The organism is Pseudomonas sp. v388 (assembly GCF_003935425.1).
Classification (GTDB): domain Bacteria; phylum Pseudomonadota; class Gammaproteobacteria; order Pseudomonadales; family Pseudomonadaceae; genus Aquipseudomonas.
The window spans coordinates 26,525-51,956 of sequence record NZ_RHQN01000007.1 but is presented as its reverse complement, the minus strand read 5'-3'; the positions used below and the strand labels follow the sequence as shown (position 1 = coordinate 51,956).

Genomic DNA, 25,432 nt, shown 5'->3' with positions numbered 1-25,432 from the left:
CAAAAAAGCCCGTAGTCGTTAGTCGATCGTACCGGGATGGATTAAAGTATCGCCCCCAGCCTGACTGTCATCTGACACAGCTGATTACCTTGCCAGGAACCGTTACCGATGGAACATCGTGAAGCGTTGATCGCGCTGCGAACATTTCTTTCAACGCAAATCCTCGGCCAGGAAAAACTGATCGATCGCTTGCTGATCGCGCTGCTCGCCGACGGCCACATGCTGGTCGAAGGCGCTCCGGGGCTGGCCAAGACCAAGGCCATCAAGGAACTGGCCGAAGGCATCGAGGCGCAGTTCCACCGCATCCAGTTCACGCCCGACCTGCTGCCCGCCGACATCACCGGTACTGAAATCTATCGTCCGGAAACCGGCAGCTTCGTGTTCCAGCAAGGTCCGATTTTCCACAACCTGGTTTTAGCCGACGAAATCAACCGTGCCCCGGCCAAGGTTCAGTCGGCCTTGCTCGAAGCCATGGCCGAGCGCCAGGTGAGTGTCGGGCGCAGCACCTACGACCTTTCACCGCTGTTTCTGGTCATGGCGACCCAGAATCCGATCGAGCAGGAAGGTACGTATCCGCTGCCCGAAGCGCAGCTGGACCGGTTCCTGATGCACGTCAAGATCGGTTTCCCGGACGCCGCCGTCGAACGCAAGATCCTCCAGCAAGCCCGAGGCGAAGCCCTCAACGGCGAAACCAAGCCGGAGCGCCGCGTCAGCCAGCAGGCGATCTTCGCCGCACGCAAGGAAATCCTCGGCCTGTACATGGCCGACGCGGTGGAGGAATACCTGGTGCAGCTGGTCATGGCCACCCGCACGCCGGCCAAGTTCGATCCCGAGCTGGCCGAATGGATCGGTTACGGCGCCAGCCCACGGGGCTCCATATCCCTGGACCGCTGCGCCCGGGCCCACGCCTGGCTGGCGGGGCGCGATTTCGTCAGCCCGGAAGATATCCAGGCGGTGCTGTTCGACGTCCTGCGGCACCGGATCATCCTGTCGTTCGAGGCCGAGGCGGCCGGCGTCGACCAGGACCGTGTCATCCAGCGCATCCTCGACGTCGTCGCCGTCGCCTGACGCCATGCAACCCTACCTGATCTCACAGCCAGGCATTCGGGTCAGCCTCACCGAGCTGATCGAGATGCGCCATCGCGTCCGCGAAGTGCAGCTGTTCTCGTCGCCCGGCCGGCGCAGTTCCCTGATCGGCCTGCACCACTCCAAACTGCGCGGCCGCGGCGTGGATTTCGATCAGGTGCGGGTCTATCAGGCCGGCGACGACGTGCGCAGCATCGATTGGCGGGTGACCGCGCGCACCCAGGAACCGCACACCAAGCTGTTCCATGAAGAACGCGAACGGCCGATCTTCATCCTGGTGGAGCAGAGCCGCCGCTTGTTCTTCGGCTCCGGCCAGACGTTCAAGTCGGTGCTCGCTGCCCAGGCCGCGGCACTGATCGGCTGGGCGGCACTGGAGCATAACGACCGGGTCGGCGGTCTGGTATTCGGCGACAACGAGCATTACGAGATCAAACCGCGACGCAGTAAACAAAGCCTGCTGCAACTGCTCAACCGGCTGGTGCGGGTCAACCAGTCGCTGAACACGGAAATTCCGGCCGAACGTGACGCGTTCGGCACCGCACTGCGGCGTGCCCGGGAAGTGCTGCGCCCCGGCAGCCTGGTGATCGTGTTGTGCGACGAGCGAGCATTGAGCGACGGGGCCGAGCAGCAGCTGGCCCTGCTCTCCAAGCACTGCGACCTGTTGCTGCTGCCGTTGTCCGATCCGCTGGACCGCGCCCTGCCCGCCGCCGGCCTGCTGCGGTTCGCCGAGCGCGGCGCAGAACTGGAGCTAGACACCCTGGACCCCGAGCTGCGCCGCCAGTACCGCGCCCAGGGCGAAGCGCGCAGCGCACGCTGGGAGTTGCTGGCGCAAAAGCTGCGGGTGCTGTTGATGCCACTTGATACCCAGCAAGGCCTGGTCGAGCAGTTGCGTGACTACCTTAATGCCCAGCGCCCGGTAAAACCCAAATGAACCCGCTCGATCAATTGCAACCGCTGATCAGACCCGCGCCGGTGCAATGGTGGCCGCTCGCGCCGGGCTGGTGGTTGCTGTTGTTGCTGATCCCGCTGCTGGCCTGGGCCATCTGGCGGTTCCGCGGTGCGCTGCCGGTGGTCAAGGTCCGGCAGCGCCGCGACGAACAACCTCTGGACCCGGTACGCGTCGCGGCCCTGGCCGAACTCGCCAGCCTGCCCAAGCCCTACGACGGTGCGCCAGCCGGGGCCTGGCTGCAACAGATCAATGGGTTGCTCAAGCGCCTGTGCCGCAACCATTATCCCCACAGCCAGAGCCATACGCTCAACGGCCGCAAGTGGCTGGCATTTCTCGACAACCGCTGTCCGGCCGCCGGCCTGACCCGCTGGATGATCCTCGTCGAAGGCGCCTACAAACCCGAATGCAAGCTGGACGACAAGGCGATCACCGGCCTGACCCAGGCGGTCGACACCTGGATTCGCAAGCATGTTTGAATTCGTCTGGCCCTGGGTGTTCGCGCTGCTGCCGCTGCCGTGGATCATGCGCCTGGTGCTGCCTGCCGCCGACACGGGCGAAGCCGCGCTCAAGGTCAGTTTCCTCAATGAGCTCGAAGGGCTGAGCGGGCGTCGGGCCAGAGGGCATTTGCCGGCCTGGCGCCAGCGCGCACCGTTGCTGCTGATCTGGCTGTTGCTGCTGTTCGCCGCCGCCCGCCCGCAATGGCTCGGTGAGCCGTTGCCGGTCGCCGCCAGCGGCCGCGATTTGCTGGTGGCCGTGGACGTCTCCGGTTCCATGGACTACCCGGACATGCAGTGGAAGAACGATGAGGTCAGCCGACTGGTGCTGGTCCAGCACCTGCTGGGGGATTTTCTGGAAGGCCGCGAGGGTGATCGCGTCGGGCTGATCCTGTTCGGCAGCCAGGCATTCGTCCAGGCTCCGTTGACATTCGATCGGCGCACCGTGCGGGTGTGGCTGGATGAAGCGCGGATCGGCATTGCCGGCAAGAACTCCGCCATCGGCGATGCCATCGGGCTGGCCCTCAAACGCCTGCGTCTGCGGCCGGCCCACAGCCGGGTGCTGGTACTGGTCACCGACGGCGCCAACAACGGCGGGCAGATCGATCCGATTACCGCCGCCCGGCTGGCCGCCGAGGAAGGCGTGCGCATCTACCCCATCGGCATTGGCGCCGACCCGGCGGACAGTGGCCTGCAAGCCTTGCTCGGCCTCAATCCCAGCCTGGATCTGGACGAACCGACACTCAAGCAGATCGCCGAACTGAGCGCAGGCCGCTATTTCCGCGCGCGCGATGGCGATCAGCTGGAGCAGATCCGCAAGACCCTCGATGCCCTGGAGCCGGTGGCGCAACAGCCGACCCAGGCCCGCCCGGCAATTGCGCTTTACCATGCGCCGCTGTCGGCGGCCTTGTTGCTGAGCCTGATGCTGGTACTGCGCGATCTGTGGCCCAACCATGCCACGCAACGCCTGCTCGCCCGCATGCGCGCGCTGCCCTGGCGTGCGTCGCTGGAACGCCTGCGGAGGCCGAAATGATCGCGCTCTGGCCGCACTGGTTCCGCCCCTGGTGGCTGCTGATCGTGCCACTGCTGGCGCTGCTGCTCTGGCGCCTTTGGCATCGGCAGAGACGCACCGGCCGCTGGCAGTTGATCCTGCCGCCCGCCTTCCATTCGGTGCTGCTCGACGGCGGCAAGGGCAGCAACGGCAAATTGCCCTGGATCGCGCTGGGCCTGGCCTGGGCGCTGGCCCTGCTGGCATTGCTCGGCCCCAGCTGGCAGCGGGTCGAGCAAGTGAGCCAGAAACCGGTCGATCCGCTGGTGGTGCTGCTGGAACTGACGCCGCAGATGCTGGCGACCGACACGCCGCCCACCAGGCTGGAACAGGCGCGGCGCAAGCTTGTGGACCTGCTGCGTCTGCGCAGCGACTCGCAAACCGCGATCATTGTCTACGCCGGCAGCGCCCATACGCTGGTGCCGCTGTCCGACGACCTGGTCACCAGTCATAACCTGCTGGAGGCCATCAAGCCGTCGATCATGCCGCAGGCCGGGCAGCGTGCCGATCTGGCGGTCGGCAAGGCGCTGGACCTGCTCCGGCAGGCCGACCTCGGCCAGGGCCGAATCCTGTTGATCGGCTCGGCGCTCAACGAGCAGGAACGCCAGGGCATCCGCCAGTTGTTGCGGGGCGACACACCGCCATTGCGGATTCTGGGCATCGGCACCGCCGAAGGCGCGCCGGTGACCCGAGAAGACGGCAGCCTGCTCAAGGACGACCAGGGCGCGATTCTGGTGCCGCGTCTGGACAGCGCCAGCCTCAATGACTTTGCCGAGCAGATCGGCGCCGCGTATCGCCAGGCCAGTGCCGACGACGATGACCTGCGCAGCCTCGGCCTGCTGGCGCGCCCGCCGCAGGTGCGCAACGACGGCCAAGTCGTGCAACTGGATACCTGGGCCGATCAGGGCCACTGGCTGCTCCTGCCGTTGTTGCTGCTTGCCGCCTGCGCGGGCCGTCGTGGATGGCTGTTCTGCCTGCCGCTGCTGTTCATGGTTCCGCAACCCAGCCAGGCGTTCGAGCTACAGGACCTGTGGCTGCGCCCCGATCAGCAAGGCCAGCGCCTGCTGGAGCAACGCCGTCCGGCCGAAGCGGCACAGCGTTTCGAAGATCCGCGCTGGAAAGGCATCGCACTCTTTGAAGCCGGCGACTACGCCGGCGCCGCCCAACGCTTCGCCGAAGGCGACAGCGCCGCCGACCATTACAATCGCGCCACCGCCCTGGCCCGTGGCGGCGAACTGGACGCGGCGCTGGATGCCTTCGATCAGGCGCTGGAACGCCAGCCGGATTTCCCCGCGGCACAGTACAATCGCGAACTGGTCCAGAGCCTGCGTGAACAGACGCGCGACGAGGAAGACCAGGAGCCCGAGCCGGCAACTGACGACGCCGCGGATGAAGGCGGTGAGTCCGGTGAGTCGCAGCAGAGTCAGGCACACTCTTCATCCGAGGGCGATGAACAGGCCTCCGAGCCGGGCGAGCAAAGCGCCAGCGAAAGCCCGCCACCCGATTCCACCGGTCAGGCCGCCAGCGGCTCGTCCCTGGACGACGAGCTGACCACTCGCCCGCCGATCCGGCCCGCCGACAGCCAACTGACCGGCGAGCGGCGCCAGGAACTGGAGCAATGGCTGAGGAAGATCCCGGACGATCCGGGTGAACTGCTGCGGCGTAAATTCCGCTATGAACAGCAACATCAGGAAAAGACCCGATGAGTCGCGTGTACACCTTCATGAGCGGTCTGCTGCTGGCGCTGCTCACCCTGACGAGCCAGGCGGCCGATCTGAGCGCCAGCGTCGATCGCACGCGCCTGATCGCCGGCGAGACCGTCGAGCTGACTCTGGAAACCAGCGACTTTACCCAGTTCGGCAAACCCGACCTCAGCGCCCTGGAGGCTGATTTCGAGGTCCGCGACTCGCGCCAGCTCAACCGGCTGACCACGCTGGACGGTGCCACCGAGGCCACTACCCGCTGGATCATCACCCTGCTGCCGCGCAAGACCGGCAGCGTGGTGATTCCCGCGTTGCAGCTGGGCGAACTCAAGAGCCAGCCGGTCACCCTGCAAGTGGTCCAGGGCGGCAGCCAGGAGGCCGGCACCGAACTGGCGCCGGTGTTCATCGAGGCGACCCTGGATCACGAGTCCACCTACGTGCAGGCGCAGGCGGTGCTGACCCTGCGCATCTATCACTCGGTGTCGCTGTTCGACGACAGCAGCATGTCGCCGTTGCAGATACCGGAGGCGCGGATCGAAAAACTCGGCGATTCGCGCACTTATGAAAAGCTGATCAACGGTGTGCGCCACGGCGTGATCGAAATGCGCTACGCCATTTACCCACAGCAGAGCGGTGTGCTGGTGATCCCGGCGCAGGTGTTCACCGCGACGCTGGTCCAGACGCCCGGCGAAAACCCGCAACAGAATGCCAACCCGTTCGGGCCGCAACCGGGCAGGCTGGTGCGGGTCAACTCCGCGCAGGTGCCGCTGACGGTCAAGCCCAAGCCGGCGGATTACCCCGCCAACGTGCCCTGGTTGCCGGCCAGTAGCCTGACCCTGGAAGAAAGCTGGAGTCCGGAACCGGGCAACAGCCAGGTTGGCGATTCCCTGACCCGCACGCTGGTGCTCAAGGCCGAAGGCCAGGCCGGGTCGCAACTGCCGCCTTTGCCGGCCACCGACGTGGTCGGCCTGCGCCGCTATCCGGACCAGCCGCAACTGAACAACCTGACCAGCGAGCGCGGCCTGATCGGCACCCGCGAGGAACGCGAGGCACTGGTGCCCAATCGGGCCGGCGCCATCGAGTTGCCTGCCGTGGACGTGACCTGGTGGAACACCCGCGAAGACCATCTGGAGCACACCAGCCTTGCCGCGCGAACCCTGCAGGTCAGCGGCAATCCGGGGCTGGCGGTGGACACCCCGGTCGATGGCGAGAACGGACTGACAGTCATAGGCCCACCGGTCTGGCCGTGGCAGATGAGCACGCTGTTCTTCGCCTTCACCACCCTGGTCGTCACGATCCTGTGGTGGCGCGCCCGTGGTCAACCGGCGGTGGCGAAAACGGTGCAGGCCGGGCCCAGCCCGCGCACGGTGCTGGACGATCTCAAGCGTGCGAGCCTGGCCAACGATCCGCAGGCCACCCGCCAGGCGCTGGACGCCTGGGCGCGCCAGCAACCTGAAACCCTGGCCGACATGGCCGCGCGTTTCGTACCGCTGTCCGATGCGCTGGACGGCCTGAATGGAGCGCTGTACAGCGAAACCGGCCAGCTCTGGCTGGGCGAAGACCTGTGGCGCGCGATCCGCACCCTGCCCGCCGCCGAACGTATTCAAGACCAGACCGGCGACGCCGGCCTGCCGCCGTTGTATCCGAAGTGAGGCTTCTTCGCCTATAGGAGCCAGCTTGCTGGCGATGGCTAACTGTCAGACACCAAAGACAGTCGTCCCCACAGAGATATCGCTCCAACGGCTAATTCTTATCAAGGTAATCCAATGCGTCTGTTTCACACCTCCGACTGGCATCTGGGTCAGAACCTCCACGGTCAGGAGCGGGATTTCGAGCATGCCTGCTTCCTGACCTGGCTGCTGGCCCGCCTCGCGGAGCGGCAACCCGATGCGCTGCTCATCGCCGGCGATATCTTCGACACGGTCAACCCGCCGGTCAAAGCCCAGGAGCGGCTCTACGACTTCATCGTCAACGCCCATGAGCAGCAGCCGTCGCTGACCATCGTGATGATTGCCGGCAACCACGACTCCGGATCACGAATCGAATTGCCCGCCCCGCTGATGCGTCGCCTGCGCACCCACGCGCTGGGGCGTGTGCTGTGGCTGGATGACGGAACCCTGAACGTCGACCGCCTGCTGTTGCCGCTGCCCGATGCCCAAGGTGAGATTCGCGCCTGGTGCCTGGCGCTGCCGTTCCTGCGCCCTGCCGAGGTCACCGGCGCGGCACTGGGCGACGATTACCTGCGCGGTATCGGCCGGGTTCATGAAATGCTCATCGACGCCGCGAATCTCAAGCGCGAGCCGGGACAGGCCCTGATCGCCGTCAGCCATGCGCACATGGCCGGCGGTTCGGTCTCGGAAGACTCCGAACGCAGTCTGATCATCGGCAACGCCGAAGCACTGCCCGCCAGCCTGTTCGGCCCGAGCATCACCTACGTCGCCCTCGGTCACTTGCACAAACCGCAGCGGGTCAACGGCGAAGAACGCATCCGCTACAGTGGTTCGCCGATCCCGCTGTCCTTCTCGGAAATCGGCTATCAACACCAGATTCTGGAAATCAACTGCGACGGCGAACAGCTGACCAGTGTCGACACCTGCCTGATACCCCGCGCGGTCAACCTGCAACGCCTCGGCCCTGCGCCGTTGGCCGAACTGTTGCTGCAACTCAAGGACCTGCCGGACGTGGACCTGCTGGCCGACCCCGAGCGCCAGCCCTGGCTGGAAGTGCGCGTGCGGCTGGACGAGCCGCAACCGGACCTGCGCAATCAGATCGAAACCGCGTTGCAAGGCAAGGCGGTGCGTCTGGTGCGCATCGGCGCCGAATACGCCGGCAAAGGGGGCGCGGACGGCGAAGACGGCGAACAGGCGCTGATCGAACTCGACCAGCTCAGCCCCCAGGAACTGTTCAGCCGTGCCTGGCTGGACAACTACGGCAGCGAGGTGGATGAACAGACCCTGAGCGACTTCGCCGAATTGTTGCGTGACGTCCAGCAGGAGACCGAGCAGCCATGAAGATTCTTGCCATTCGCCTGAAGAACCTGGCATCCCTGGCCGGCCCATTCGAACTGGATTTCACCGCCGAACCCCTGGCCAGCGCCGGTCTGTTCGCCATCACCGGCCCCACCGGCGCCGGCAAGAGCACCTTGCTTGATGCGTTGTGTCTGGCGCTGTTCGGCGCCATCCCGCGCCTGAGCAATATCGGTCAGTCCAAGGTGCCGGACGTCGACGGCGACATCACCACCAGCGACCCGCGCACCCTGCTGCGGCGTGGTACCGGCAGCGGCTATGCCGAGGTGGATTTCGTCGGCATCGACCAGCGCCGCTATCGCGCTCGCTGGGAAACCAACCGCGCCCGGGACAACGCCGCCAAAAAACTCCAGGCCAGTCGCCAGACGCTGACCGATCTGGACAGCGAGCAGATCCTGAGCAACCAGAGCAAACGCGAATTCGAGCAACTGATCGAGGCGCGGCTGGGCCTGAATTTCGAACAGTTCACCCGAGCGGTGATGCTGGCCCAGAGCGAGTTCAGCGCCTTCCTCAAGGCCGACGACAAGGAACGCAGCGAGCTGCTGGAAAAACTCACCAACACCGCGATCTACAGCCAGTTGGGGCGACGGGCCTACAGCAAGAGCAAGGAAGCCGAAGAAGCGCTCAAGACCCTCAAGGATCAGGCTGGCAATCTGATGCCGCTGGAGCCTGAGCGACGCGCCGAGCTGGATGCAGCAATGGACGCGGCCCAGCAACAACTCAGACTGCATCAGGCGCAGCAGCGCCAGCTGGAGCTGCGCCAGCAATGGCTGACCGAACTGAACCGCTTGCACGATGAGCAACTCAGTGCCGCAGACAGCCTGGGCGCTGCCCAGCAGGACTGGGACAACCTCACGACCGAACGCCAGACCCTCGGCCAGCTGGAACGACTCGGCCCGCATCGCCATCGCTTCGCCCGCCGGCTGACGTTGCTGGCGCAGTTGACGCCGTTGGCCAAACAGATTCAGGCGCATCAGCAACAGCACATCCGCCTCGACGCCGAACGGCAACGTCTGGAAGCCGAGCGCAGCAACGCCCAGACCGCCCTGCTCGATGCCCAGCGCCAGCAGACAGAAGCCCGGCCGCTGTTGCAGCAGGCGTTCGACGCCCAGAGCACCCTGAACCGGCTGGCACAGGAGCTGGCCCGGCAAACCGAGCTGCACGGTCAGGCCGAGCAGCACAGCCGTGAAGGCCAGACCCGCGTGCAGACGTTGCTGGACCAGCAGCATCAGGTCGAGCAACGCCTGGAACGCATCACCCGGCAACTGGCCCAAAGCGAAGACCTTGCGCCACTGGCCCAGGGCTGGAGTGCCTGGCGTGACCGCCTCAAAACCCTGACCCTGACCACCAATCGCCTCAAGCTGGGGCAGCAGGAGTTGCCGGCGCTGGAACAGCGCGCCGCGGCCGCCGACCGGGAACTGGCCGAGCAGCGCAGTGCGCTGGAGCTGCTGTATCGCGAAGCGGATTGCGAAGTCGAAGCCGTAACCGAACAGCTGCAGATCCTCGGCAGCCTGTTGCAGGACAACCGCAAGCGGCATCGCGCCTACGAAGACCTCGCCCGACTTTGGGCCAGCTGGGAAGACGTCGACCGCCAGTTGCAAGCCCTCGGCCTGGAGCAGGAAAACGCCCGGCAGGAACGCGAACGCCTCAATGGCGAAGGCATCCGGGTCCGTGACGAGCTTAAAGTCGCTGAACAGACCCTGGCCGTCATCCAGCAATTGCTGGAACGCCAGCGCCTGGTGCGCAGCGCCAGTGTCGAAGAGCTGCGCAGCCAGTTGCAGGACGATCAGCCCTGCCCGGTCTGCGGCAGCGCCGACCATCCCTGGCACAAGCCCGAAGCGCTGCTGGTAAACCTGACTCGCCACGACGAGGACGAGCAGGCCGGTGCGTCGAAAGCAGTGGAAGTGCTCAAGGAGCACTACACGCAGCTGCGCGAACAAGTCGGCGGCGTCATCGCCCGTCAGAAAGAGCTGTTGCGCCAGCAGGAGCAGCTCAGCCGACAGCATCAGGCGCTGACTCCGGACCTGCAAGCCCATCCCCTCGCCGCCCAGTTGATGGACCGCGATCCGGCCCAGCGCCAGGGCTGGTTGCAGCAGCATTCGAGCCAGTTGATCGAAGTCATCAGTCGCGACGAACAGCGTCAGGAAGCCTTGCTGCGCCTGCAAAAAGACGCTGCGCGCCTGCAACAGCAGGTCCAGACAGCGCAGCAGGCCAGCCAGACGGCGACCCTGCATGTGGCTGATCAACTCAAGCAACTGGCCGCCGACCGTGCCCGCGTCGACGAAGAACTGGCCGCGTTTGCGCCGTTGGTCACCCTTGAGGTGCTCGAAGGTTTGCGCAACGACGGCGCGGCGGCGCTGATGCAACTGGAACAACGGGTGAGCCAGCGGCTGGACCAGCTCCAACAGCAGGCCGACGAGCAGCAGGAACACCGCGAGCGGCAGCCCAGGATTGTGCAGCAGCAGGCCGAACTCAACAGCCTTCTGAAAAGCCAGGCCCAGTTGCAGCAGCAGGTCACGACGCTAGCCGAACAACGACAAGCCAGCCAATCGGCATTGGGCGAGCTGTTGGGCACGCACGCCGATGCCCAGCAGTGGCAGCAGGCGCTGGAACAGGCCGTTGAGCAGGCCCGCCACGGGGAAGCCGCCGCCGGCAAGACGTTGCAGGACGTTCAGGCCAAGCTGATCCAGCTCGCCGCAGAACTCAAGGCGGCCCGGCAAGAAGAGCAGGCCCGGCAACTGGAACTGGACGAACTCGACGGCCAGATCAGTGAATGGCGCAGCAGCCACCGCGAACTGGACGATGCCGCGCTGGACACCCTGCTGACTTACGACGACGCGCGTATCGAGCAACTGCGTCAGCAGCTGCACGCCAGCGAGAAAGCCGTGGAACAGGCCAGGGTTTTGCTGCAGGAACGCCAGCAGCGACTGCAACAGCACCAGGCTCAGCACCGCGATGCTGTGGATCAAACGCAACTCAGTGAAGCCTTGGCCGACGGTGAGCAACGGTGTGCCGCCAGCGAACAGCAATGCGCCGACCTGCGCGCCCGCCAGAGCGAAGATCAACGTCGGCACGAGGCCAGCAGCGAGTTGCAGGGGCGCATCGCCCAGGCTACTGCCGACTATCAGCGCTGGGCCAGGCTGGCCACCCTGATCGGCTCGGCCGAAGGCGACAAGTTCCGCAAGATCGCCCAGGCCTACAACCTGGACTTGCTGGTCCACCATGCCAACGCGCAGCTTAGGCAACTGGTGCGCCGCTATCGCCTCAAGCGCGGCGGCAGCATGCTCGGTCTGTTGGTGCTGGACACGGAAATGGGCGACGAACTGCGTTCGGTGCATTCACTGTCCGGCGGCGAGACCTTTCTGGTGTCGCTGGCCCTGGCCTTGGGCCTGGCATCGATGGCATCCAGCACCTTGCGCATCGAGTCGCTGTTCATCGACGAAGGCTTCGGCAGCCTGGACCCCGAGTCCCTGCAACTGGCCATGGACGCGCTGGATGGCTTGCAGGCGCAGGGTCGCAAGGTGGGCGTCATCTCCCACGTCCAGGAAATGCACGAACGAATCCCGGTGCAGATCAGGGTCCGGCGCCAGGGCAACGGGTTGAGCACGATCGAAGTCGAGGGGTAGCGTTCATACGGGCGCGGCCTGTGGCAGCGGCGGTGACGGTCAATGGCCCGTCGCGGACAAGTCCGCTGCTGCACCCGGTTAAACCGCAGGGAGCGTGGTCGCCATCGACTTCTCTGCCTGGGAACGTTCGATAGCATGGGCGATTCCATGCCGGCACTCGATACTCCTGGCGATGCCGCCCGCTGAACTCTGGCCGGCACCCAACAAGGTGCTGCCATTGATCATCACGGCCAACCCGGCGGTGACCCAGATGCCCGGACCGCTCATGACGCACGCTCCTGCACCGGCTGAACGGATGCCAGCCCGGTTACGGATGGTTCTTGAGCCAGCGTCCTGAGTTGTGGATTCATGCTGGTGATGGTGACCACTGCGATGAACACGACGTAAAGGGAAATCGCGATATACGCGCCCTGCTTGATGGAATGAAGGATGGCAGTGGCCATGGTTGTAACTCCGTAACTGTTTTCCTGACCACAGAATGATGGAATAACGAAGTAGTGAGAAACCATGATTGCGCATAGCAGTTATCAGTTTGCTTGATTATTTAACGGCACTATCCGGTCAATAAATAATGAAATGGTCCAGACGCAAAAAACCCGTCACTGACCAGTAACGGGTTTTGACCGCAACCTGCGCTTTCGCGAGCAGGCTCACTGAACAGAAGATGCATGGCCTGCCACGTACCGGGCAGTGGGTCGCATCGACCTGTGTGGGCGAACATGCTCGCGAAAGCGCTATTGCGGGCCTTTCAAATGAATCCATTCGCCGTGATCGACGGTGATCGTTGACGGGGAATGGATTCAGTGGCATTCACTGTTGCGACTTGTGATCCAGCGCGGCGTAGAAGTTGGCACTTTGTTGCAAGTACTTGGACGTGTAGCTTTGCGTCGCCTGACTCTTGCGACCATTCAATTCGACACTGGCCTGGGCAGGTAAAGCTGCGGTAGCGGAAATAGCGGAAGCGGCAATGATGGAAAAGATGTTCAGGTTCATGTCGGTCACCTCGTAAGTTGTCTGTGGGTTTGGCATCAAGTCAGGGCCGTCTTGGCCGTGACTCAAACTTACGCCCGAGGCCCGATCTGCAGAAATCTTTTGTAGCACTAACTCATATCAACTGGATTGATAGTGCCTGCAACCCTTCATTTCAAAGAGCTGCAGGCAGGCGGACGTCATTCTTCCTTGAAGAAGTGCAGGTCGGAAGGCGAGTCGAGATCGAACTTCTGCACCGTGTCGCCGAGCATCCCGGTTTGCGGGTCACGGCGCACGGTCACGATCTGATTGCTCTTCTGGTTGGCGAACAGCATGAAATTGCCACTCGGATCGACGCTGAACTCACGGGGTTCCTTGCCTTCCACGGAACGGCGTTGAATCTCGTCGAGGTTGCCGGTAGTCGGGTCGATGCGGAATACCAACAGCTGGTTGGCGTCACCCCGATTGGCTACATACAGGAAGCGGCCATCCGGCGAGGTATGCAGGCCGCCGGCACCGTTCTTCTGCGTCACGCCCTGGTTCTTCAGATCCACGCGCTGGGTCTGCTTGAATTCACCGTCGTGGTATTCGAACACCACCACTTCGGCAGACATCTCCAGCACCAGCCAGGCGTGTTTGCCGGCCCGACTGAACAGCAGATGTCGCGGCCCGCTGCCGCCTGGTAGTTGCACGGTCGGCACCTTGGCCGGTTGCAACGGCTTGGCGCCGTCTTCCTCGTAGCGGTAGACGAACAGCTTGTCCGCCCCCAGATCCGCCGCGACCAGATACTTACCGTCGGGCGTCGGCAGCGCCGCATGCACGTGGGAAGAGGCCTGGCGTTCAGCATTGACCTTGCTGGCCGGGCCGAGAGGTAGCGTCTGGACCGGCTCAGCGAGCTTGCCGTTCTTGTCGACCGGCAGCACGGCCAGAACACCGCCCGGATCAGGGTTGACCGCATAGTTGGCCACGAACAGATAGCGTCCGTCCGGGCTCAGGCTCGAATGAGTCGGCTCATCGCCATGGCTTTTGACCTGACTCAAGGCGGTGATGCCATGGGTTTTCGGGTCGATGGCAAAACTGCTGACCTTGCCGACCACATCGCTCTGACCCGGGCCATTTTCATTGACGGCAAACAGGAAGCGCTGGTCTTTGGAAAGTGTCAGCCAAGACGGGTTTTCGGACTTGATTACCTGGCGAGGCGCAGGATCGATCTGGCCTGTCTCACGATTGAAGCCCAGGCGGTAAATGCCTTCGCTCTTGCCTTGAGTGTAGGTACCTACCAGCAGATCGACATCGGTCATGGGTTGCGCCTGAAGAGAGGCTGCACCGAGGGCGCTGGCCAGCGCCATCCATCGCAGCGATAAAGGGGACATAGGAGGCATTCCTCTGTTGTTCAAGTTATGGGCGCCGACTATTCGACATTCAGCGCCTTTGACACCGTGAGGGGCCCGGTAGTTTTGCGGCCATTGGTCGCAGTGGGCCGCCTATCCTTCCCCGGCAGGCATGGGCGTCTGAATGGCGACGTGCGATGTCTCCACCGCCGGATCAGGCTGCACGTCCAGGCTGGGGATCAGCCGAGACAAGAGCGCTTGATAATGAGGCGCACCCTGCCTGATCTGGCCAATGGGGTCGACCGAAATACCGGCCAGCAGCACGGCGATCATCAGCCCGGTAATGGAAACGCGGTCGCGCAGAGGCTTGAGCCCCTGGCGGGCCATCGGCAACAGCAGCACCACGCCGATCAGAAACCAGACGAACAGCCGGGGCATCAATTCCTGGCGATCCAGTCCAACTTCCCACAGCGCCCACACCGTGCAAATGAGCAGCAGCAGGGTGAACAGCCAGACGGCGAACCGCAGGCCCAGGATCAGTAACACGCCGATCGCCGCGAAACCGAATCCGCACAGCATGTAGTAGAACGAGCCGCCCAGACTGACCAGCCGAAAACTGCCGATCAGCATGACTACGCCCAGCACCAGCAGAACGACACCTATGAACGTCGGCAACAGTCGTGCACGACTCAACGCACCTTGAGTAGACATTGGATCTCCCTATCTTCATCGTTTGCTCGAATCCATGAGCAGAAAACTGGCTCGGCCAGTGAAATGTAAAACGTCGTTATGCCCTGCCGCGCAGTGCGTCAGGGGCATAAGAGAAGGCAAGCACGTCCGTGTGTAGTGAGCAAGCGCCGTCTGCGGGCCCATGGGCCAAAACGTGCGCGAGAACACCCTACCACCCGATGCAGGCGCTTTCGCTGAATGCTGCCTGCATGTAAAGGGCAATTTAATGCATGAGGGATTCAGGAAACCTGATCTGGATCAATCCGCCTCGGAATCGTCGTCATCGCTGGGGGTAAAAGCGTCCAGGCACACGATGCGATGATCGGCGCTGCCGTCGTTGATGACCCAGCTCTGCAGGGATTGATCGAACGCAGCCGCGTCGATCTGAGCCTTGGTAAAACGCCACACCTTGCGCTCGCGGCCGTCCATGCATTCGATGTTCAATTCCTCGCCCAGAGAGAATTCCCAGGCGTGCAGGCCGTCGATTTCCAGCATGGTGGAGGATTGCAGGGCTGCGAGCAGGGTGTCGGGAGTGGTGGTCATGAGCTTTGCCGATGTCTGTGTGAAAGCGCGAATGATAAGGCAAAACCCAATCCATAGGGCGCGACGCGGATCATCTGGGAGCAAGCTTGCTCGCGAAGGGGCGGCCCCGTCGCCAGCAAGCCACCCGATCTTACGAACCTCCAAACGCGACGTTGCTGGTACCCGGCCTATCTGTACACACAGTGCAACGGCGCTGCTGCCACTTAAAGTTTCCCGATTCCACCTGGCTCGAACACCGCTTCGCTGTGTGCCAAGCCATTGACCAATGGGCGGCCGAACTCGGGCTGGGTGACTTCGAACCGATCGCCCGGCTGGGTGCGGATGCCGTCGGCAAAGGAAAGCGTGGCGGTGCCGAAGAAGTGCACATGTACATCGCCCGGCCGCAGGAACTGGGCGTACTTGAAGTGGTGATACTCCAGGTTCTCCAGGCTGTGACACATGTTGGCTTCGCCGCTCAGAAATTCCTTTTCCCACAGCACCTGCCCGTCGCGCCAGATCCGGCTGGTGCCGGCCAGGTTCTGCGGCAGGTCACCGACGCGCAGTTCAGGTCCGAACGAACAGGCGCGCAGCTTGGAATGAGCCAGGTACAGGTAGTTGCGGCGCTCCATGACGTGGTCGGAGTACTCGTTGCCCACCGCAAACCCGAGCCGATAAGGCTTGCGGTCCGGACCGATGACATACAAACCGCTCATTTCCGGTTCTTCGCCACCGTCTTCAGCGAACGGCGGCAGCGAAAAGGCCGCGCCGGGACGCACGACAATGCTGCCGTCGCCCTTGTAGAACCACTCCGGCTGCACGCCTGCCTGACCCGCAGCCGGCTTGCCGCCCTCCACGCCCCATTTGAAGATGCGCATGGTGTCGGTCATCGCCGCTTCGTCACCGGCCTGCTGGTGCATCTTGTCCCGCGCAGAAGCGCTGCCCAGATGGGTCAAACCTGTGCCGGTGACCAACAGATGCGCCGGGTCCGGATGATCCAGCGGCGGCAGCACACGCATTTCTTCCAGCAAACGCGAATAATCGTGGCCGTCGCCCAACCCAACCCCTTGCACCTGATGCGCCAGGCTCGTGCCTGCATCGATGGCGGCCAGCGCCAGTTCCCGCACGCTCTGCGCGCCCTGCACTTCCCGCACCTGATCGCCGTCGACCACGCCGATCCGACGCTGACCGTTGTTCAATTCAAACTGGATGAGTCGCATTAAAGAGCTCCTTTCAATAGGGTTCGATCAACGGGTTTTGGCGCTGGCGGAAAACTCGGTTTCTGCCAGCACGTGCCGACGTTCCAGCAGGCGGTAGACGATGCCGGTCAGGATCAGGCCGAACACCATGACGCCGGACAGGAAATACAGGCCCGACGCCAGGCTGCCGGTGGCTTGCTTGAGAGAACCGATCACGAACGGGCCGATGTAGCCGCCCAGATTGCCGACCGAGTTGATCAGGGCAATCCCGGCCGCAGCGCTGGCGCCGGCGAAGAAACGGCCGGGCAAGGTCCAGAACACCGCCGTGCACGAGAACAGCGCGAATGCCACCAGACACAATGCGGCCAGTTGCGCCACCGGCAAGGTCAGCCAGGCACTGCAGAACAGACCGATGGCGCCCAGCACATACAGCACCGCCAGGTGTCCGTAACGGTCGTTGAGACGGTCGGAACTGCGCGGCACGATCAGCAGGCCGATGATGCCGAAGATGTACGGAATCGAAGAGACAAAACCGGTGGTCAGGTCGCTGCCGCCGAACTGTTTGATCAAGGTCGGCAGCCACAGGCCCAGGCCGTAGATGCTCAAGGTCACCGGCAAGTAATACAGGGCCAGCAGCAGAACGCGTTTGTCCTTCAGAGCATGCAGCGGGTTGCCGTGGCGGGTCTGGCCGTACTCTTGCAGGTCCTTTTTCAGCTCGCCGGTCAGCCAGTCCTTTTCCTCCTGACTCATCCAGTGGACCTGCCCGGGACCATCCGGCAACCAGCGCAGCACCGGCCAGGTCAGCAGGATCGCTGGCGCGCCGATGACGATGAACAGCCACTGCCAGCCGTGCAGCCCCAGTATGCCTTCCATGCCCAGCAGCCCGCCGGAAATCGGCCCGGTGATCATCATGGCGATGGGTTGCGACAGGATGAAAAAGCCCAGGATCTTGCCGCGATGGCGCACCGGAAACCACTGGGTAATGTAGTACAGCACGCCAGGGAAGAACCCCGCTTCGGCCGCGCCCAGCAGGAAACGCATGACGTAAAAGCTGTAAGGCCCCTGGACGAAGGCCATGCCGATGGTGATCGCGCCCCAGGTGATCATGATCCGCGCAAACCAGCGCCGGGCGCCGAAGCGTTCGAGCATCAGGTTGCTGGGGATCTCCAGCAGGAAGTAACCGACGAAGAACAACCCTGCGCCCAGCCCGTAAGCTGCATCGCCGATGCCGATGTCCGCGCCCATGTGCAGCTTGGCGAAACCGACGGCAGAGCGATCCACGTAGGCGATCAGGTACAACAGGATCAGGAAGGGAATGAGTTTCAGCGTGATGCGACGTATAAGCCGCAGTTCCTGGCTCATGAAGGCGGTCTCCAATTGTTTTTGTTATGGAACCTGGGGATCGCCTCCGGCTGAAAGTCAGGCAGGGTCGTCCCTCGATTAAGGGCGACTATATAGTAATACTATTTGAAGTGACAACTCTTCCAATCCCGGATTTTTAGGCTTACCTTAACCAGCAGCAACGCTATTAAGTCTTACAATAAGAGAGCCGATCATGTCTGATTCCGATAAAAAACCGACCCTGCGTTCTGCCCAATGGTTTGGCACCGCCGACAAGAACGGCTTCATGTATCGAAGCTGGATGAAGAACCAGGGCATCGCCGACCATCAGTTTCATGGCAAGCCCATCATCGGCATCTGCAACACCTGGTCGGAGCTGACCCCTTGCAACGCCCATTTCAGACAGATCGCCGAGCACGTCAAACGTGGCGTGATCGAGGCCGGCGGCTGGCCGGTGGAATTTCCGGTGTTTTCCAACGGCGAATCCAACCTGCGCCCCACCGCCATGTTTACCCGCAACCTGGCGAGCATGGATGTGGAAGAAGCGATTCGCGGCAACCCCATCGATGGTGTGGTGCTGCTCACCGGCTGCGACAAGACCACGCCGGCGCTGCTGATGGGCGCGGCCAGCTGTGACATCCCGGCCATCGTCGTCACCGGCGGGCCGATGCTCAACGGCAAGCACGCGGGCAAGGACATCGGCGCCGGCACCATCGTCTGGCAGATGCATGAATCCTACAAAGCCGGGACCATCAGCCTCGACGAATTCCTCTCCGCCGAAGCCGGCATGTCGCGCTCGGCGGGCACCTGCAACACCATGGGCACCGCCTCGACCATGGCCTGCATGGCCGAAGCCCTGGGCACATCGCTGCCGCACAACGCCGCGATACCGGCGGTGGATTCGCGCCGCTACGTGCTGGCGCACATGTCCGGGATGCGCGCGGTGGACATGGTTCGCGAAGACCTGCGCCTGTCGAAAATCCTCACCAAGGCGGCGTTCGAGAATGCCATCCGGGTCAACGCGGCCATCGGCGGCTCGACCAACGCGGTGATTCACTTGAAAGCCATTGCCGGACGCATCGGCGTGGACCTGGAACTGGACGACTGGACACGCGTCGGTCGCGGCACCCCGACCATCGTCGACCTGCAACCGTCCGGGCGTTTCCTGATGGAAGAGTTCTACTACGCCGGTGGCCTGCCCGCCGTGCTGCGGCGCATGAACGAAGCCGGCCTGCTGCCCAACCCGGACGCGCTGACCGCCAACGGCAAGAGCATCGGCGAGAATACCGCCGCCGCGCCGATCTACGGTGACGACCAAGTGATTCGCGCGCTGGACAATCCGATTCGCGCCGACGGCGGCATCTGCGTGCTGCGCGGCAACCTGGCGCCACTGGGCGCGGTGCTCAAGCCGTCTGCCGCCACCCCGGCGCTGATGCAGCATCGCGGCCGCGCCGTGGTGTTCGAGAATTTCGAGATGTACAAGGCGCGGATCAACGACCCGGACCTGGATGTGGATGCGAACTCGGTGATGGTCCTCAAGAACTGCGGGCCGAAGGGTTATCCGGGCATGGCGGAAGTCGGCAACATGGGCCTGCCTGCCAAGCTGCTGGCTCAGGGAGTGACCGATATGGTGCGGATTTCCGACGCGCGGATGAGCGGCACCGCTTACGGCACCGTGGTGCTGCATGTCGCGCCGGAAGCGGCGGCCGGCGGGCCGTTGGCGGTGGTGCGTGAAGGCGACTGGATCGAGCTGGACTGCGCCAGTGGCCGACTGCATCTGGATATCCCGGAAGCCGAACTGGCTGCCCGCCTCGCGGACTGGCAGGCGCCGGCGCCTCAGTTCCTGGCCGGTGGTTATCGTCAGCTGTATATCGATCATGTCATGCAGGCCGATCAGGGCTGTGACTTTGACTTCCTGGTCGGCTGCCGGGGCGCCGAGGTTCCGCGCCACTCGCACTGATCGGTCCGGTCACGAGCAACAGGGCGGGTGCCGGATGGTTCGGCACCCGCCGCACGCCCTGCGCAATGGTATGATGCGCGGCATTCATCGCCAGGATCGACTTGCGTTCCCATGGATTACCGAAAGCCTTCCGATCGTAAAAGCATGCACGCTCGTATCGTCCAGGAGCTGGGCATGCAGATTGTCTCCGGTCGTTTCAAACCCGACGAAAAACTGCCTGCCGAAGCCCTGCTCTGCGAAGAGTACGCGGTCAGCCGCCCGGTGCTCCGGGAAGCCACGCGGGTGCTGGTGGCCAAGGGTCTGGTCTATTCGCGGCCACGCGTCGGGTCGGTGGTCAAGGCCCGGCGCGAATGGCACCTGCTGGACCCGGATGTGCTGCACTGGGTCATGCAAAGCTCGCCGCAGAACGAGTTCTTCAATCTGTTGACCAGTGTGCGAGCGGTGATCGAACCGGCGGTCGCGGCCCTGGCCGCGCAACATGCCACGGACGAGGAAATCGAATCCATCGACGAGGCGTACCAGCGAATGGAGGCGGCGCAAACGCCGGAAGCCTTGCTTCAGCCGGACCTGGATTTCCACAGCCGCATTGCCGACGCGACCCACAACGACCTGCTGGCGCACCTGTGCAACATGCTGTCGCTGGCGTTGCGCGAAGCCCTCAAGCATTCCAACAAACGCCCCAACCTGCACGAACTGGCGCTGCCGCGGCACAAGGCCATCCTGACCGCCATCCAGAACCGCGACGCCCTCGGCGCCCGGCATGCCACGCTGGTGCAACTCGATGACGCGCGCAATGCGCTGAGTGTGGTGTTGGGCACCGGCGCAGTTCTGTAGGAGGGCGCTTGCTCGCGACTACGACATACTTGCTCCTACAACAGTGACTGACACACTGCAGTCGCCAGCAGGAAGGATCGCCGCCCGCTTCCTCCCACAGGTCATCGCAAGACAGTTGCTACACAATTGGTAGCGCAGGCCTCAATGCGAAAACAGCGAATTCCCCACCTGCCCGGCCATTTTCTCCGGTTTGATCAGGAACCGCGCCAGTGCCGGCAGCAGCCATAGGGCGCCGAACATGTTCCACAGCAGCATGAAGGTCAGCATCAGGCCCATGTCGGCCTGGAATTTGATCGCCGAGAAGATCCAGGTACACACGCCAATTGCCAGGCACAGGCCAGTGAACAATACCGCCTTGCCGGTGGATTTCAGGGTTTCGTAATAGGCTTCCTGCAACGGCAGCCCGGCGCGCAGGAAGGTTTCCAGGCGGCTGTAGATGTAGATGCCGTAATCCACGCCGATCCCCACCCCCAGCGCCACCACCGGCAAGGTCGCGACCTTGACGCCGATGCCCATGAACGCCATCAGCGCGTTGCCCAGCACCGAGGTCAGCACCAGCGGCAGCACGATGCACAAGGTCGCCGCCCACGAGCGAAAAGTGATCATGCACATGCCGGCGACGCAGATGTACACCAGCACCAGAATGATCAACTCCGACTGTCTGATGACCTCGTTGGTGGCCGCCTCGATCCCGGCGTTGCCGGCCGCCAGCAGAAATTGCAGCTCCGGCGTGTTGTTCTCGGCCGCGAAGCTCTGCACCGCCGCCACCGCCCGGTCGAGGGTTTCGGCCTTGTGATCGTTGAGGAACACCAGCAGCGGTGCCAGTGAGCAATCGTTGTTGTACAGGCCGTCGGCGCGGGCGATGGAGCTGTTGAGCACGTCCTTGTTGCGCGACAGGGCTTCCCACTTGAGGTTGCCCTCGTTCATGCCCTTGATCACCTGTTTGGAGACCGTCACCAGGGAAATCGCCGACTGCACGCCAGGCGTGTTTTCCATCTTCCAGGCCAGCTCGTTGATGGCCGACATGGTCGGATACGCCGAGCAGCCTTCGCGCGGCGTCTTGACCATGACCACCAGCACGTCGGAACTGGTGGAGTAGTGATTGATGATGAACGCGTTGTCCTGGTTGTAGCGCGAATCCGGGCGCAGCTCCGGCGCGCCCTGGTCGAGATCGCCGATCTTCAGATTCTGGCTGTACCAGAGCCCGCCGCCGAAGGCGATCAGAGCCAGGGTCACGGAAACCGGGGCGACACGGGGGCTGGCGAAGTTTGACAGCAGACGCCAGAACGGATGGTTGGTGACCGCACCACGCTTACTGCGCTTGATCGCCCTTTTGCTGATGCCAGCGTAGGAAATCGCCACCGGCAGCAATATGAGGTTGGTAAAGACAATCACCGCAACGCCGATGGACGCCCCGATCGCCAGCTCGCGGATCACGCCGATATCGATGATCAGCAAGGTGATGAAGCCCACCGCATCGGCGAGAATCGCGATCATGCCCGGCAGAAACAGCTGCCGAAACGTCCGGCGCGCGGCGGTCAGTGCATTGTCGGCATCGCCGGACTGCAGCGCGATGCCGTTGATCTTTTGCACGCCATGGGAAATGCCGATGGCGAAAATAAGAAACGGCACCAGCATCGAATAAGGATCGATCCCGAAGCCCACCACATGCATCAGCCCCAATTGCCAGATCACGGCGATCAGCGTGGTGCTCAGCACCGCGATGGTGCTGCGCAGGCAGCGGGTGAACCAGATCAGCAAGACCAGCGTAATCACAAACGCCACGCCGAAGAACATCACCACCATCAGCAGTCCGTCGATCAGGTCACCGACCTTCTTGGCGAAGCCGACGATGTGCACCTTGATGTTGGGGTTTTGCGCCTGATACTTGTCGCGGATTTTCTCTTCGAGCTGGTGAGAGAACTGCTGATAATCCAGGGCGATCAACTTGCCCTGATCGTTGGGGTCCGGATAGGCCTCCAGCAGCGGCACGTCAACGATGCTGGATTTGAAGTCGTTGGCCACCAGTCGTCCGATCTGCCCGGACTTGAGCACGTTATTGCGCAGTTGTTCCAGGCTCTGCTCGGAGCCGTCATAGCTCTGCGGGATGACTTCGCCGCCGGCGAAACCCTCTTCGGTCACTTCAGTCCAGCGCACGCTGGGGCTCCACAACGACTTGAGGCCGGAGCGGTCCACGCCCGGAATGTAGAACACCTCGTCGTTGATCTCGCGCAGGGTCTCCATGTATTGCCTGGAGAAGATATCGCCATCGAGGGCTTCCACGGATATCCGCACGGTGTTTCCCAGGTTCGCCAGGTCGTTGCGGTGGGTCATCATGTTCTGGATGAACGGATGATCCAGCGGGATCATCTTCTCGAAACTGGTGGACGGCCGAACCTGGGTCGCCTGCCAGAACAGGAATACGCTGGCGAGCAGACACAGGATAATGACCGCCGGGCGATTGTTGAAAATCAGCCGTTCCAGGAAAGTGGCCTTTTCGTCGTGGTGCTGCGTGTGTTGAAGATTGGTCATGGCCACTGTTTCCGCGCTGGAGTTTCTTATTGTTGTTGGGTCAGCTCGGCGCCCGTCGCCGAGGTCAGGCGCACGCCGCCCTGCCCGACCAGAATCAGATTGCCCAGCTGGTTGGCGGTAACGCCGGCGAGGGAAATCCGGTCCGGGCGGTTGAAGACCTGGAAAGTCAGGCCGTCATCGGTGCTGCGCAGCACGCTGCCGCCATTGCCCACCAGCACCAGCGAACCGTCGGCCAGCAGCGCGGCATTGGCCAAGCCGAATTCCAGCGGGCCGCGGGCGGCATTCAGCTCCACCTGGCTCCAGCTGTCGCCGAAGTCGGTGGAACGAAACAGATTGCCGCGCAGACCGTAAGCCAGCAATGTGGCCGGTTGGGCAGTGCCGATCACCCCGAACAGCGAGCCTTGGTACGGCCCTTCCAGGCGTTCCCAGCTTTGTCCGTCGTCACGGGAACGAAACATGCTTCCTGCCTCGCCAACGATGAACAGGCCGGCATCCTTGACCATCGCAATCGCGTTGAGATGGTACTGGTCCTCGTTGTCGAGGCGCTCGCCGATGTCCTGCCAATGCCGGCCGCCGTCTTGGGTGGTCAGTAACATACCGTAGGCGCCCACTGCGAACCCGGTACGGGTGTCCTTGAACCAGACGTCCAGCAAGGGCGCCTCACGGTCAAGGTCCTCGAATTGTTTGTTCCAGCGCTTGCCGCCATCGTCACTGGCGAGAATCTGCGCATCGTGGCCCACGGCCCAGCCGTGCTGCGGATCCACGAACTGCACCGAGGTCAGCAGTTGTCGCGTCGGCACGCTGGCCTGCGTCCAGGTCCGGCCTTGGTCGTCGGAATAGAGAATATGGCCGCGCTCCCCGACCGCGACCAGCCGTTCGCCTGCATGCACCACCTCAAGCAACAGGCTGCGGGAGGCTTTGTTCGACTCGATGGCCGGCAGGGAAGATGGGGGTGCCGTTTGCGCGGCAGGTTCCGGCGCTGCCTGCAACGAAACGCAGACCGCCAACAGCGCCACGCATGAACAAGCGCGCCGCAGGAATGGCTCACTCATGGATTTCTCCGTTCTTATTGTTATCGGCCCTGATGGCAAGGAGCCTTCTGGAAGCTGGCCCATCCTAGACAGCTTTGCAAACGCCTGACAATCGGCTTGTCGTTATCTTTTGTTAAGCGACCCTATGTGATTGGCGGGGTATCAGCGAACCTGATGACAACCGTCAGGAACTGTATAAGAGACCTTGGTCGCGAAGACGTTGGGGCAGGCAATACCCCTTCTGCGGGTGTGCCGGCCTCTTCGCGAGCAAGCTCGCTCCCACGGATTCATACAGCGCTCAATCAATCACCACATGCGGCAGGAACCGGCGGGTGTCCTTGGTGATCAGGCTGTCGTCCTCGCGGATGCCGGATGACCCAGGAGCCGACTAGACCGTCAGCAACTGCAGGAGCGACCTTGGTCGCGAAGACATTCGGGCAGGCAATACACCTCCTGCGGGTGTGCCGGCCTCTTCGCGAGCAAGCTCGCTCCCACGGATTCATACAGCGCTCAATCAATCACCACATGCGGCAGGAACCGGCGGGTGTCCTTGGTGATCAGGCTGTCGTCCTCGCGGATGCCGGATGACCCAGAAGCCGAATAGACCGTCAGCAACTGTAGGAGCGACCTTGGTCGCGAAGACATTAGGGCAGGCAATACACCTCCTGTGGGTATGCCGGCCTCTTCGCGAGCAAGCTCGCTCCCACGGATTCATACAGCGCTCAATCAATCACCACATGCGGCAGGAACCGGCTGGTGTCCTTGGTGATCAGGCTGTCGTCCTCGCGGATGCCGGATGACCCACGAGCCGACTGGACCGTCAGCAACTGTAGGAGCGACCTTGGTCGCGAAGACATTCGGGCAGGCAATACACCTCCTGTGGGTGTGCCGGCCTCTTCGCGAGCAAGCTCGCTCCCACGGATTCATACAGCGCTCAATCAATCACCACATGCGGCAGGAACCGGCGGGTGTCCTTGGTGATCAGGCTGTCGTCCTCGCGGATGCCGGATGACCCGTGAGCCGATTGGACCGTCAGCAACTGTAGGAGCGACCTT

General features: G+C 63.1%; 20 protein-coding genes and 2 pseudogenes. 11 read left to right on the top strand and 11 right to left on the bottom strand.

The annotated features are described in order from the left end of the window. Nucleotides 1-108 precede the first annotated feature (108 nt). The 9 genes and pseudogenes from EGJ27_RS17200 (at nt 109) to EGJ27_RS17165 (ending at nt 11,932) form a co-directional block, all read left to right on the top strand. Complete coding sequence (locus EGJ27_RS17200; protein WP_125831942.1) at nt 109-1,068, top strand: MoxR family ATPase; 960 nt, start codon at nt 109-111, stop codon at nt 1,066-1,068. A 4-nt stretch (nt 1,069-1,072) separates the two neighbouring features. Further along, nucleotides 1,073-2,017 carry a DUF58 domain-containing protein gene (locus EGJ27_RS17195; protein WP_125831941.1) on the top strand — a complete coding sequence of 315 codons (945 nt, stop codon included), beginning with the start codon at nt 1,073-1,075 and terminating at the stop codon, nt 2,015-2,017. Beyond that, a complete protein-coding gene (locus EGJ27_RS17190; protein ID WP_125831940.1) occupies nt 2,014-2,511 on the top strand; it encodes a DUF4381 domain-containing protein in 498 nt (165 codons plus the stop codon). The genes EGJ27_RS17195 and EGJ27_RS17190 overlap by 4 nt, the downstream gene beginning before the upstream one ends. Next, on the top strand, nt 2,504-3,562 hold the full coding sequence (locus EGJ27_RS17185; RefSeq protein WP_125831939.1) for a VWA domain-containing protein: 1,059 nt from the start codon (nt 2,504-2,506) through the stop codon (nt 3,560-3,562). The genes EGJ27_RS17190 and EGJ27_RS17185 overlap by 8 nt, the downstream gene beginning before the upstream one ends. Further along, nucleotides 3,559-4,909, top strand: a pseudogene (locus EGJ27_RS17180) (VWA domain-containing protein); the annotation flags it as partial. The gene EGJ27_RS17185 and the pseudogene EGJ27_RS17180, both read left to right, overlap by 4 nt. Before the next feature lie 146 nt (nt 4,910-5,055). Next, a pseudogene (locus tag EGJ27_RS25340) lies at nt 5,056-5,283 on the top strand (hypothetical protein); the annotation flags it as partial. After that, the gene (locus EGJ27_RS17175) at nt 5,280-6,932 is read left to right on the top strand and encodes a BatD family protein (RefSeq protein WP_125831937.1); all 1,653 of its coding nucleotides are present in this window, start codon (nt 5,280-5,282) and stop codon (nt 6,930-6,932) included. The pseudogene EGJ27_RS25340 and the gene EGJ27_RS17175, both read left to right, overlap by 4 nt. A gap of 114 nt (nt 6,933-7,046) precedes the next feature. After that, nucleotides 7,047-8,291, top strand: coding sequence for an exonuclease SbcCD subunit D C-terminal domain-containing protein (locus tag EGJ27_RS17170; protein WP_125831936.1), 1,245 nt, complete (start codon nt 7,047-7,049; stop codon nt 8,289-8,291). Continuing rightward, entirely contained in the window at nt 8,288-11,932 is a 3,645-nt protein-coding gene (locus EGJ27_RS17165; RefSeq protein ID WP_125831935.1) for an AAA family ATPase, read from the top strand. The genes EGJ27_RS17170 and EGJ27_RS17165 overlap by 4 nt, the downstream gene beginning before the upstream one ends. 78 nt (nt 11,933-12,010) lie before the next feature. Here the strand turns inward: EGJ27_RS17165 and EGJ27_RS17160 are convergent, their stop codons facing one another. From EGJ27_RS17160 to EGJ27_RS17125, 8 genes are all read right to left on the bottom strand, one after another. Further along, nucleotides 12,011-12,199 carry a hypothetical protein gene (locus EGJ27_RS17160; RefSeq protein ID WP_125831934.1) on the bottom strand — a complete coding sequence of 63 codons (189 nt, stop codon included), beginning with the start codon at nt 12,197-12,199 and terminating at the stop codon, nt 12,011-12,013. After that, complete coding sequence (locus tag EGJ27_RS17155; RefSeq protein ID WP_125831933.1) at nt 12,196-12,375, bottom strand: hypothetical protein; 180 nt, start codon at nt 12,373-12,375, stop codon at nt 12,196-12,198. The genes EGJ27_RS17160 and EGJ27_RS17155 overlap by 4 nt, the downstream gene beginning before the upstream one ends. Nucleotides 12,376-12,742: 367 nt before the next feature. After that, a complete protein-coding gene (locus EGJ27_RS17150; RefSeq protein WP_125831932.1) occupies nt 12,743-12,925 on the bottom strand; it encodes a hypothetical protein in 183 nt (60 codons plus the stop codon). A 176-nt stretch (nt 12,926-13,101) separates the two neighbouring features. Then, nucleotides 13,102-14,274: a lactonase family protein gene (locus EGJ27_RS17145; protein ID WP_125831931.1), complete on the bottom strand. Its 1,173-nt coding sequence runs from the start codon at nt 14,272-14,274 to the stop codon at nt 13,102-13,104. Nucleotides 14,275-14,385: 111 nt separating this feature from the next. After that, entirely contained in the window at nt 14,386-14,943 is a 558-nt protein-coding gene (locus EGJ27_RS17140) for a hypothetical protein (RefSeq protein WP_125831930.1), read from the bottom strand. Between the two features lie 276 nt (nt 14,944-15,219). Continuing rightward, nucleotides 15,220-15,504 carry a DUF5629 family protein gene (locus EGJ27_RS17135; protein ID WP_125831929.1) on the bottom strand — a complete coding sequence of 95 codons (285 nt, stop codon included), beginning with the start codon at nt 15,502-15,504 and terminating at the stop codon, nt 15,220-15,222. 203 nt (nt 15,505-15,707) lie between these two features. Continuing rightward, nucleotides 15,708-16,700, bottom strand: a complete 993-nt coding sequence (gene araD1, locus EGJ27_RS17130) for an AraD1 family protein (protein ID WP_125831928.1) — start codon at nt 16,698-16,700, stop codon at nt 15,708-15,710. 27 nt (nt 16,701-16,727) lie between these two features. Further along, nucleotides 16,728-18,041, bottom strand: a complete 1,314-nt coding sequence (locus tag EGJ27_RS17125; protein WP_125831927.1) for an MFS transporter — start codon at nt 18,039-18,041, stop codon at nt 16,728-16,730. A gap of 193 nt (nt 18,042-18,234) precedes the next feature. Here EGJ27_RS17125 and EGJ27_RS17120 point away from each other — a divergent pair, with 193 nt between their 5' ends. Both EGJ27_RS17120 and EGJ27_RS17115 read left to right on the top strand, forming a co-directional pair. Further along, nucleotides 18,235-19,980, top strand: coding sequence for an IlvD/Edd family dehydratase (locus tag EGJ27_RS17120; RefSeq protein ID WP_125831926.1), 1,746 nt, complete (start codon nt 18,235-18,237; stop codon nt 19,978-19,980). A gap of 111 nt (nt 19,981-20,091) precedes the next feature. Next, nucleotides 20,092-20,814, top strand: coding sequence for a FadR/GntR family transcriptional regulator (locus EGJ27_RS17115; RefSeq protein ID WP_125831925.1), 723 nt, complete (start codon nt 20,092-20,094; stop codon nt 20,812-20,814). Nucleotides 20,815-20,955: 141 nt separating this feature from the next. Here EGJ27_RS17115 and EGJ27_RS17110 read toward each other — a convergent pair whose 3' ends face one another. The 3 genes from EGJ27_RS17110 to EGJ27_RS24735 form a co-directional block, all read right to left on the bottom strand. After that, nucleotides 20,956-23,346 carry an RND family transporter gene (locus EGJ27_RS17110; RefSeq protein WP_125831924.1) on the bottom strand — a complete coding sequence of 797 codons (2,391 nt, stop codon included), beginning with the start codon at nt 23,344-23,346 and terminating at the stop codon, nt 20,956-20,958. A gap of 26 nt (nt 23,347-23,372) precedes the next feature. After that, entirely contained in the window at nt 23,373-24,398 is a 1,026-nt protein-coding gene (locus tag EGJ27_RS17105) for a YCF48-related protein (protein WP_125831923.1), read from the bottom strand. Between the two features lie 701 nt (nt 24,399-25,099). Next, entirely contained in the window at nt 25,100-25,246 is a 147-nt protein-coding gene (locus tag EGJ27_RS24735) for a glutathionylspermidine synthase family protein (RefSeq protein ID WP_148100593.1), read from the bottom strand. Nucleotides 25,247-25,432 lie beyond the last annotated feature (186 nt).

Excerpts from the sequence above, each read along its gene's own strand:
- EGJ27_RS17200 (WP_125831942.1), top strand. The coding sequence starts at position 109 with ATGGAACATCGTGAAGCGTTGATCGCGCTGCGAACATTTCTTTCAACG.
- EGJ27_RS17195 (WP_125831941.1), top strand. The coding sequence starts at position 1,073 with ATGCAACCCTACCTGATCTCACAGCCAGGCATTCGGGTCAGCCTCACC.
- EGJ27_RS17190 (WP_125831940.1), top strand. The coding sequence starts at position 2,014 with ATGAACCCGCTCGATCAATTGCAACCGCTGATCAGACCCGCGCCGGTG.
- EGJ27_RS17185 (WP_125831939.1), top strand. The coding sequence starts at position 2,504 with ATGTTTGAATTCGTCTGGCCCTGGGTGTTCGCGCTGCTGCCGCTGCCG.
- EGJ27_RS17175 (WP_125831937.1), top strand. The coding sequence starts at position 5,280 with ATGAGTCGCGTGTACACCTTCATGAGCGGTCTGCTGCTGGCGCTGCTC.
- EGJ27_RS17170 (WP_125831936.1), top strand. The coding sequence starts at position 7,047 with ATGCGTCTGTTTCACACCTCCGACTGGCATCTGGGTCAGAACCTCCAC.
- EGJ27_RS17165 (WP_125831935.1), top strand. The coding sequence starts at position 8,288 with ATGAAGATTCTTGCCATTCGCCTGAAGAACCTGGCATCCCTGGCCGGC.
- EGJ27_RS17160 (WP_125831934.1), bottom strand. The coding sequence starts at position 12,199 with ATGAGCGGTCCGGGCATCTGGGTCACCGCCGGGTTGGCCGTGATGATC.
- EGJ27_RS17155 (WP_125831933.1), bottom strand. The coding sequence starts at position 12,375 with ATGGCCACTGCCATCCTTCATTCCATCAAGCAGGGCGCGTATATCGCG.
- EGJ27_RS17150 (WP_125831932.1), bottom strand. The coding sequence starts at position 12,925 with ATGAACCTGAACATCTTTTCCATCATTGCCGCTTCCGCTATTTCCGCT.
- EGJ27_RS17145 (WP_125831931.1), bottom strand. The coding sequence starts at position 14,274 with ATGTCCCCTTTATCGCTGCGATGGATGGCGCTGGCCAGCGCCCTCGGT.
- EGJ27_RS17140 (WP_125831930.1), bottom strand. The coding sequence starts at position 14,943 with ATGTCTACTCAAGGTGCGTTGAGTCGTGCACGACTGTTGCCGACGTTC.
- EGJ27_RS17135 (WP_125831929.1), bottom strand. The coding sequence starts at position 15,504 with ATGACCACCACTCCCGACACCCTGCTCGCAGCCCTGCAATCCTCCACC.
- araD1 (WP_125831928.1), bottom strand. The coding sequence starts at position 16,700 with ATGCGACTCATCCAGTTTGAATTGAACAACGGTCAGCGTCGGATCGGC.
- EGJ27_RS17125 (WP_125831927.1), bottom strand. The coding sequence starts at position 18,041 with ATGAGCCAGGAACTGCGGCTTATACGTCGCATCACGCTGAAACTCATT.
- EGJ27_RS17120 (WP_125831926.1), top strand. The coding sequence starts at position 18,235 with ATGTCTGATTCCGATAAAAAACCGACCCTGCGTTCTGCCCAATGGTTT.
- EGJ27_RS17115 (WP_125831925.1), top strand. The coding sequence starts at position 20,092 with ATGGATTACCGAAAGCCTTCCGATCGTAAAAGCATGCACGCTCGTATC.
- EGJ27_RS17110 (WP_125831924.1), bottom strand. The coding sequence starts at position 23,346 with ATGACCAATCTTCAACACACGCAGCACCACGACGAAAAGGCCACTTTC.
- EGJ27_RS17105 (WP_125831923.1), bottom strand. The coding sequence starts at position 24,398 with ATGAGTGAGCCATTCCTGCGGCGCGCTTGTTCATGCGTGGCGCTGTTG.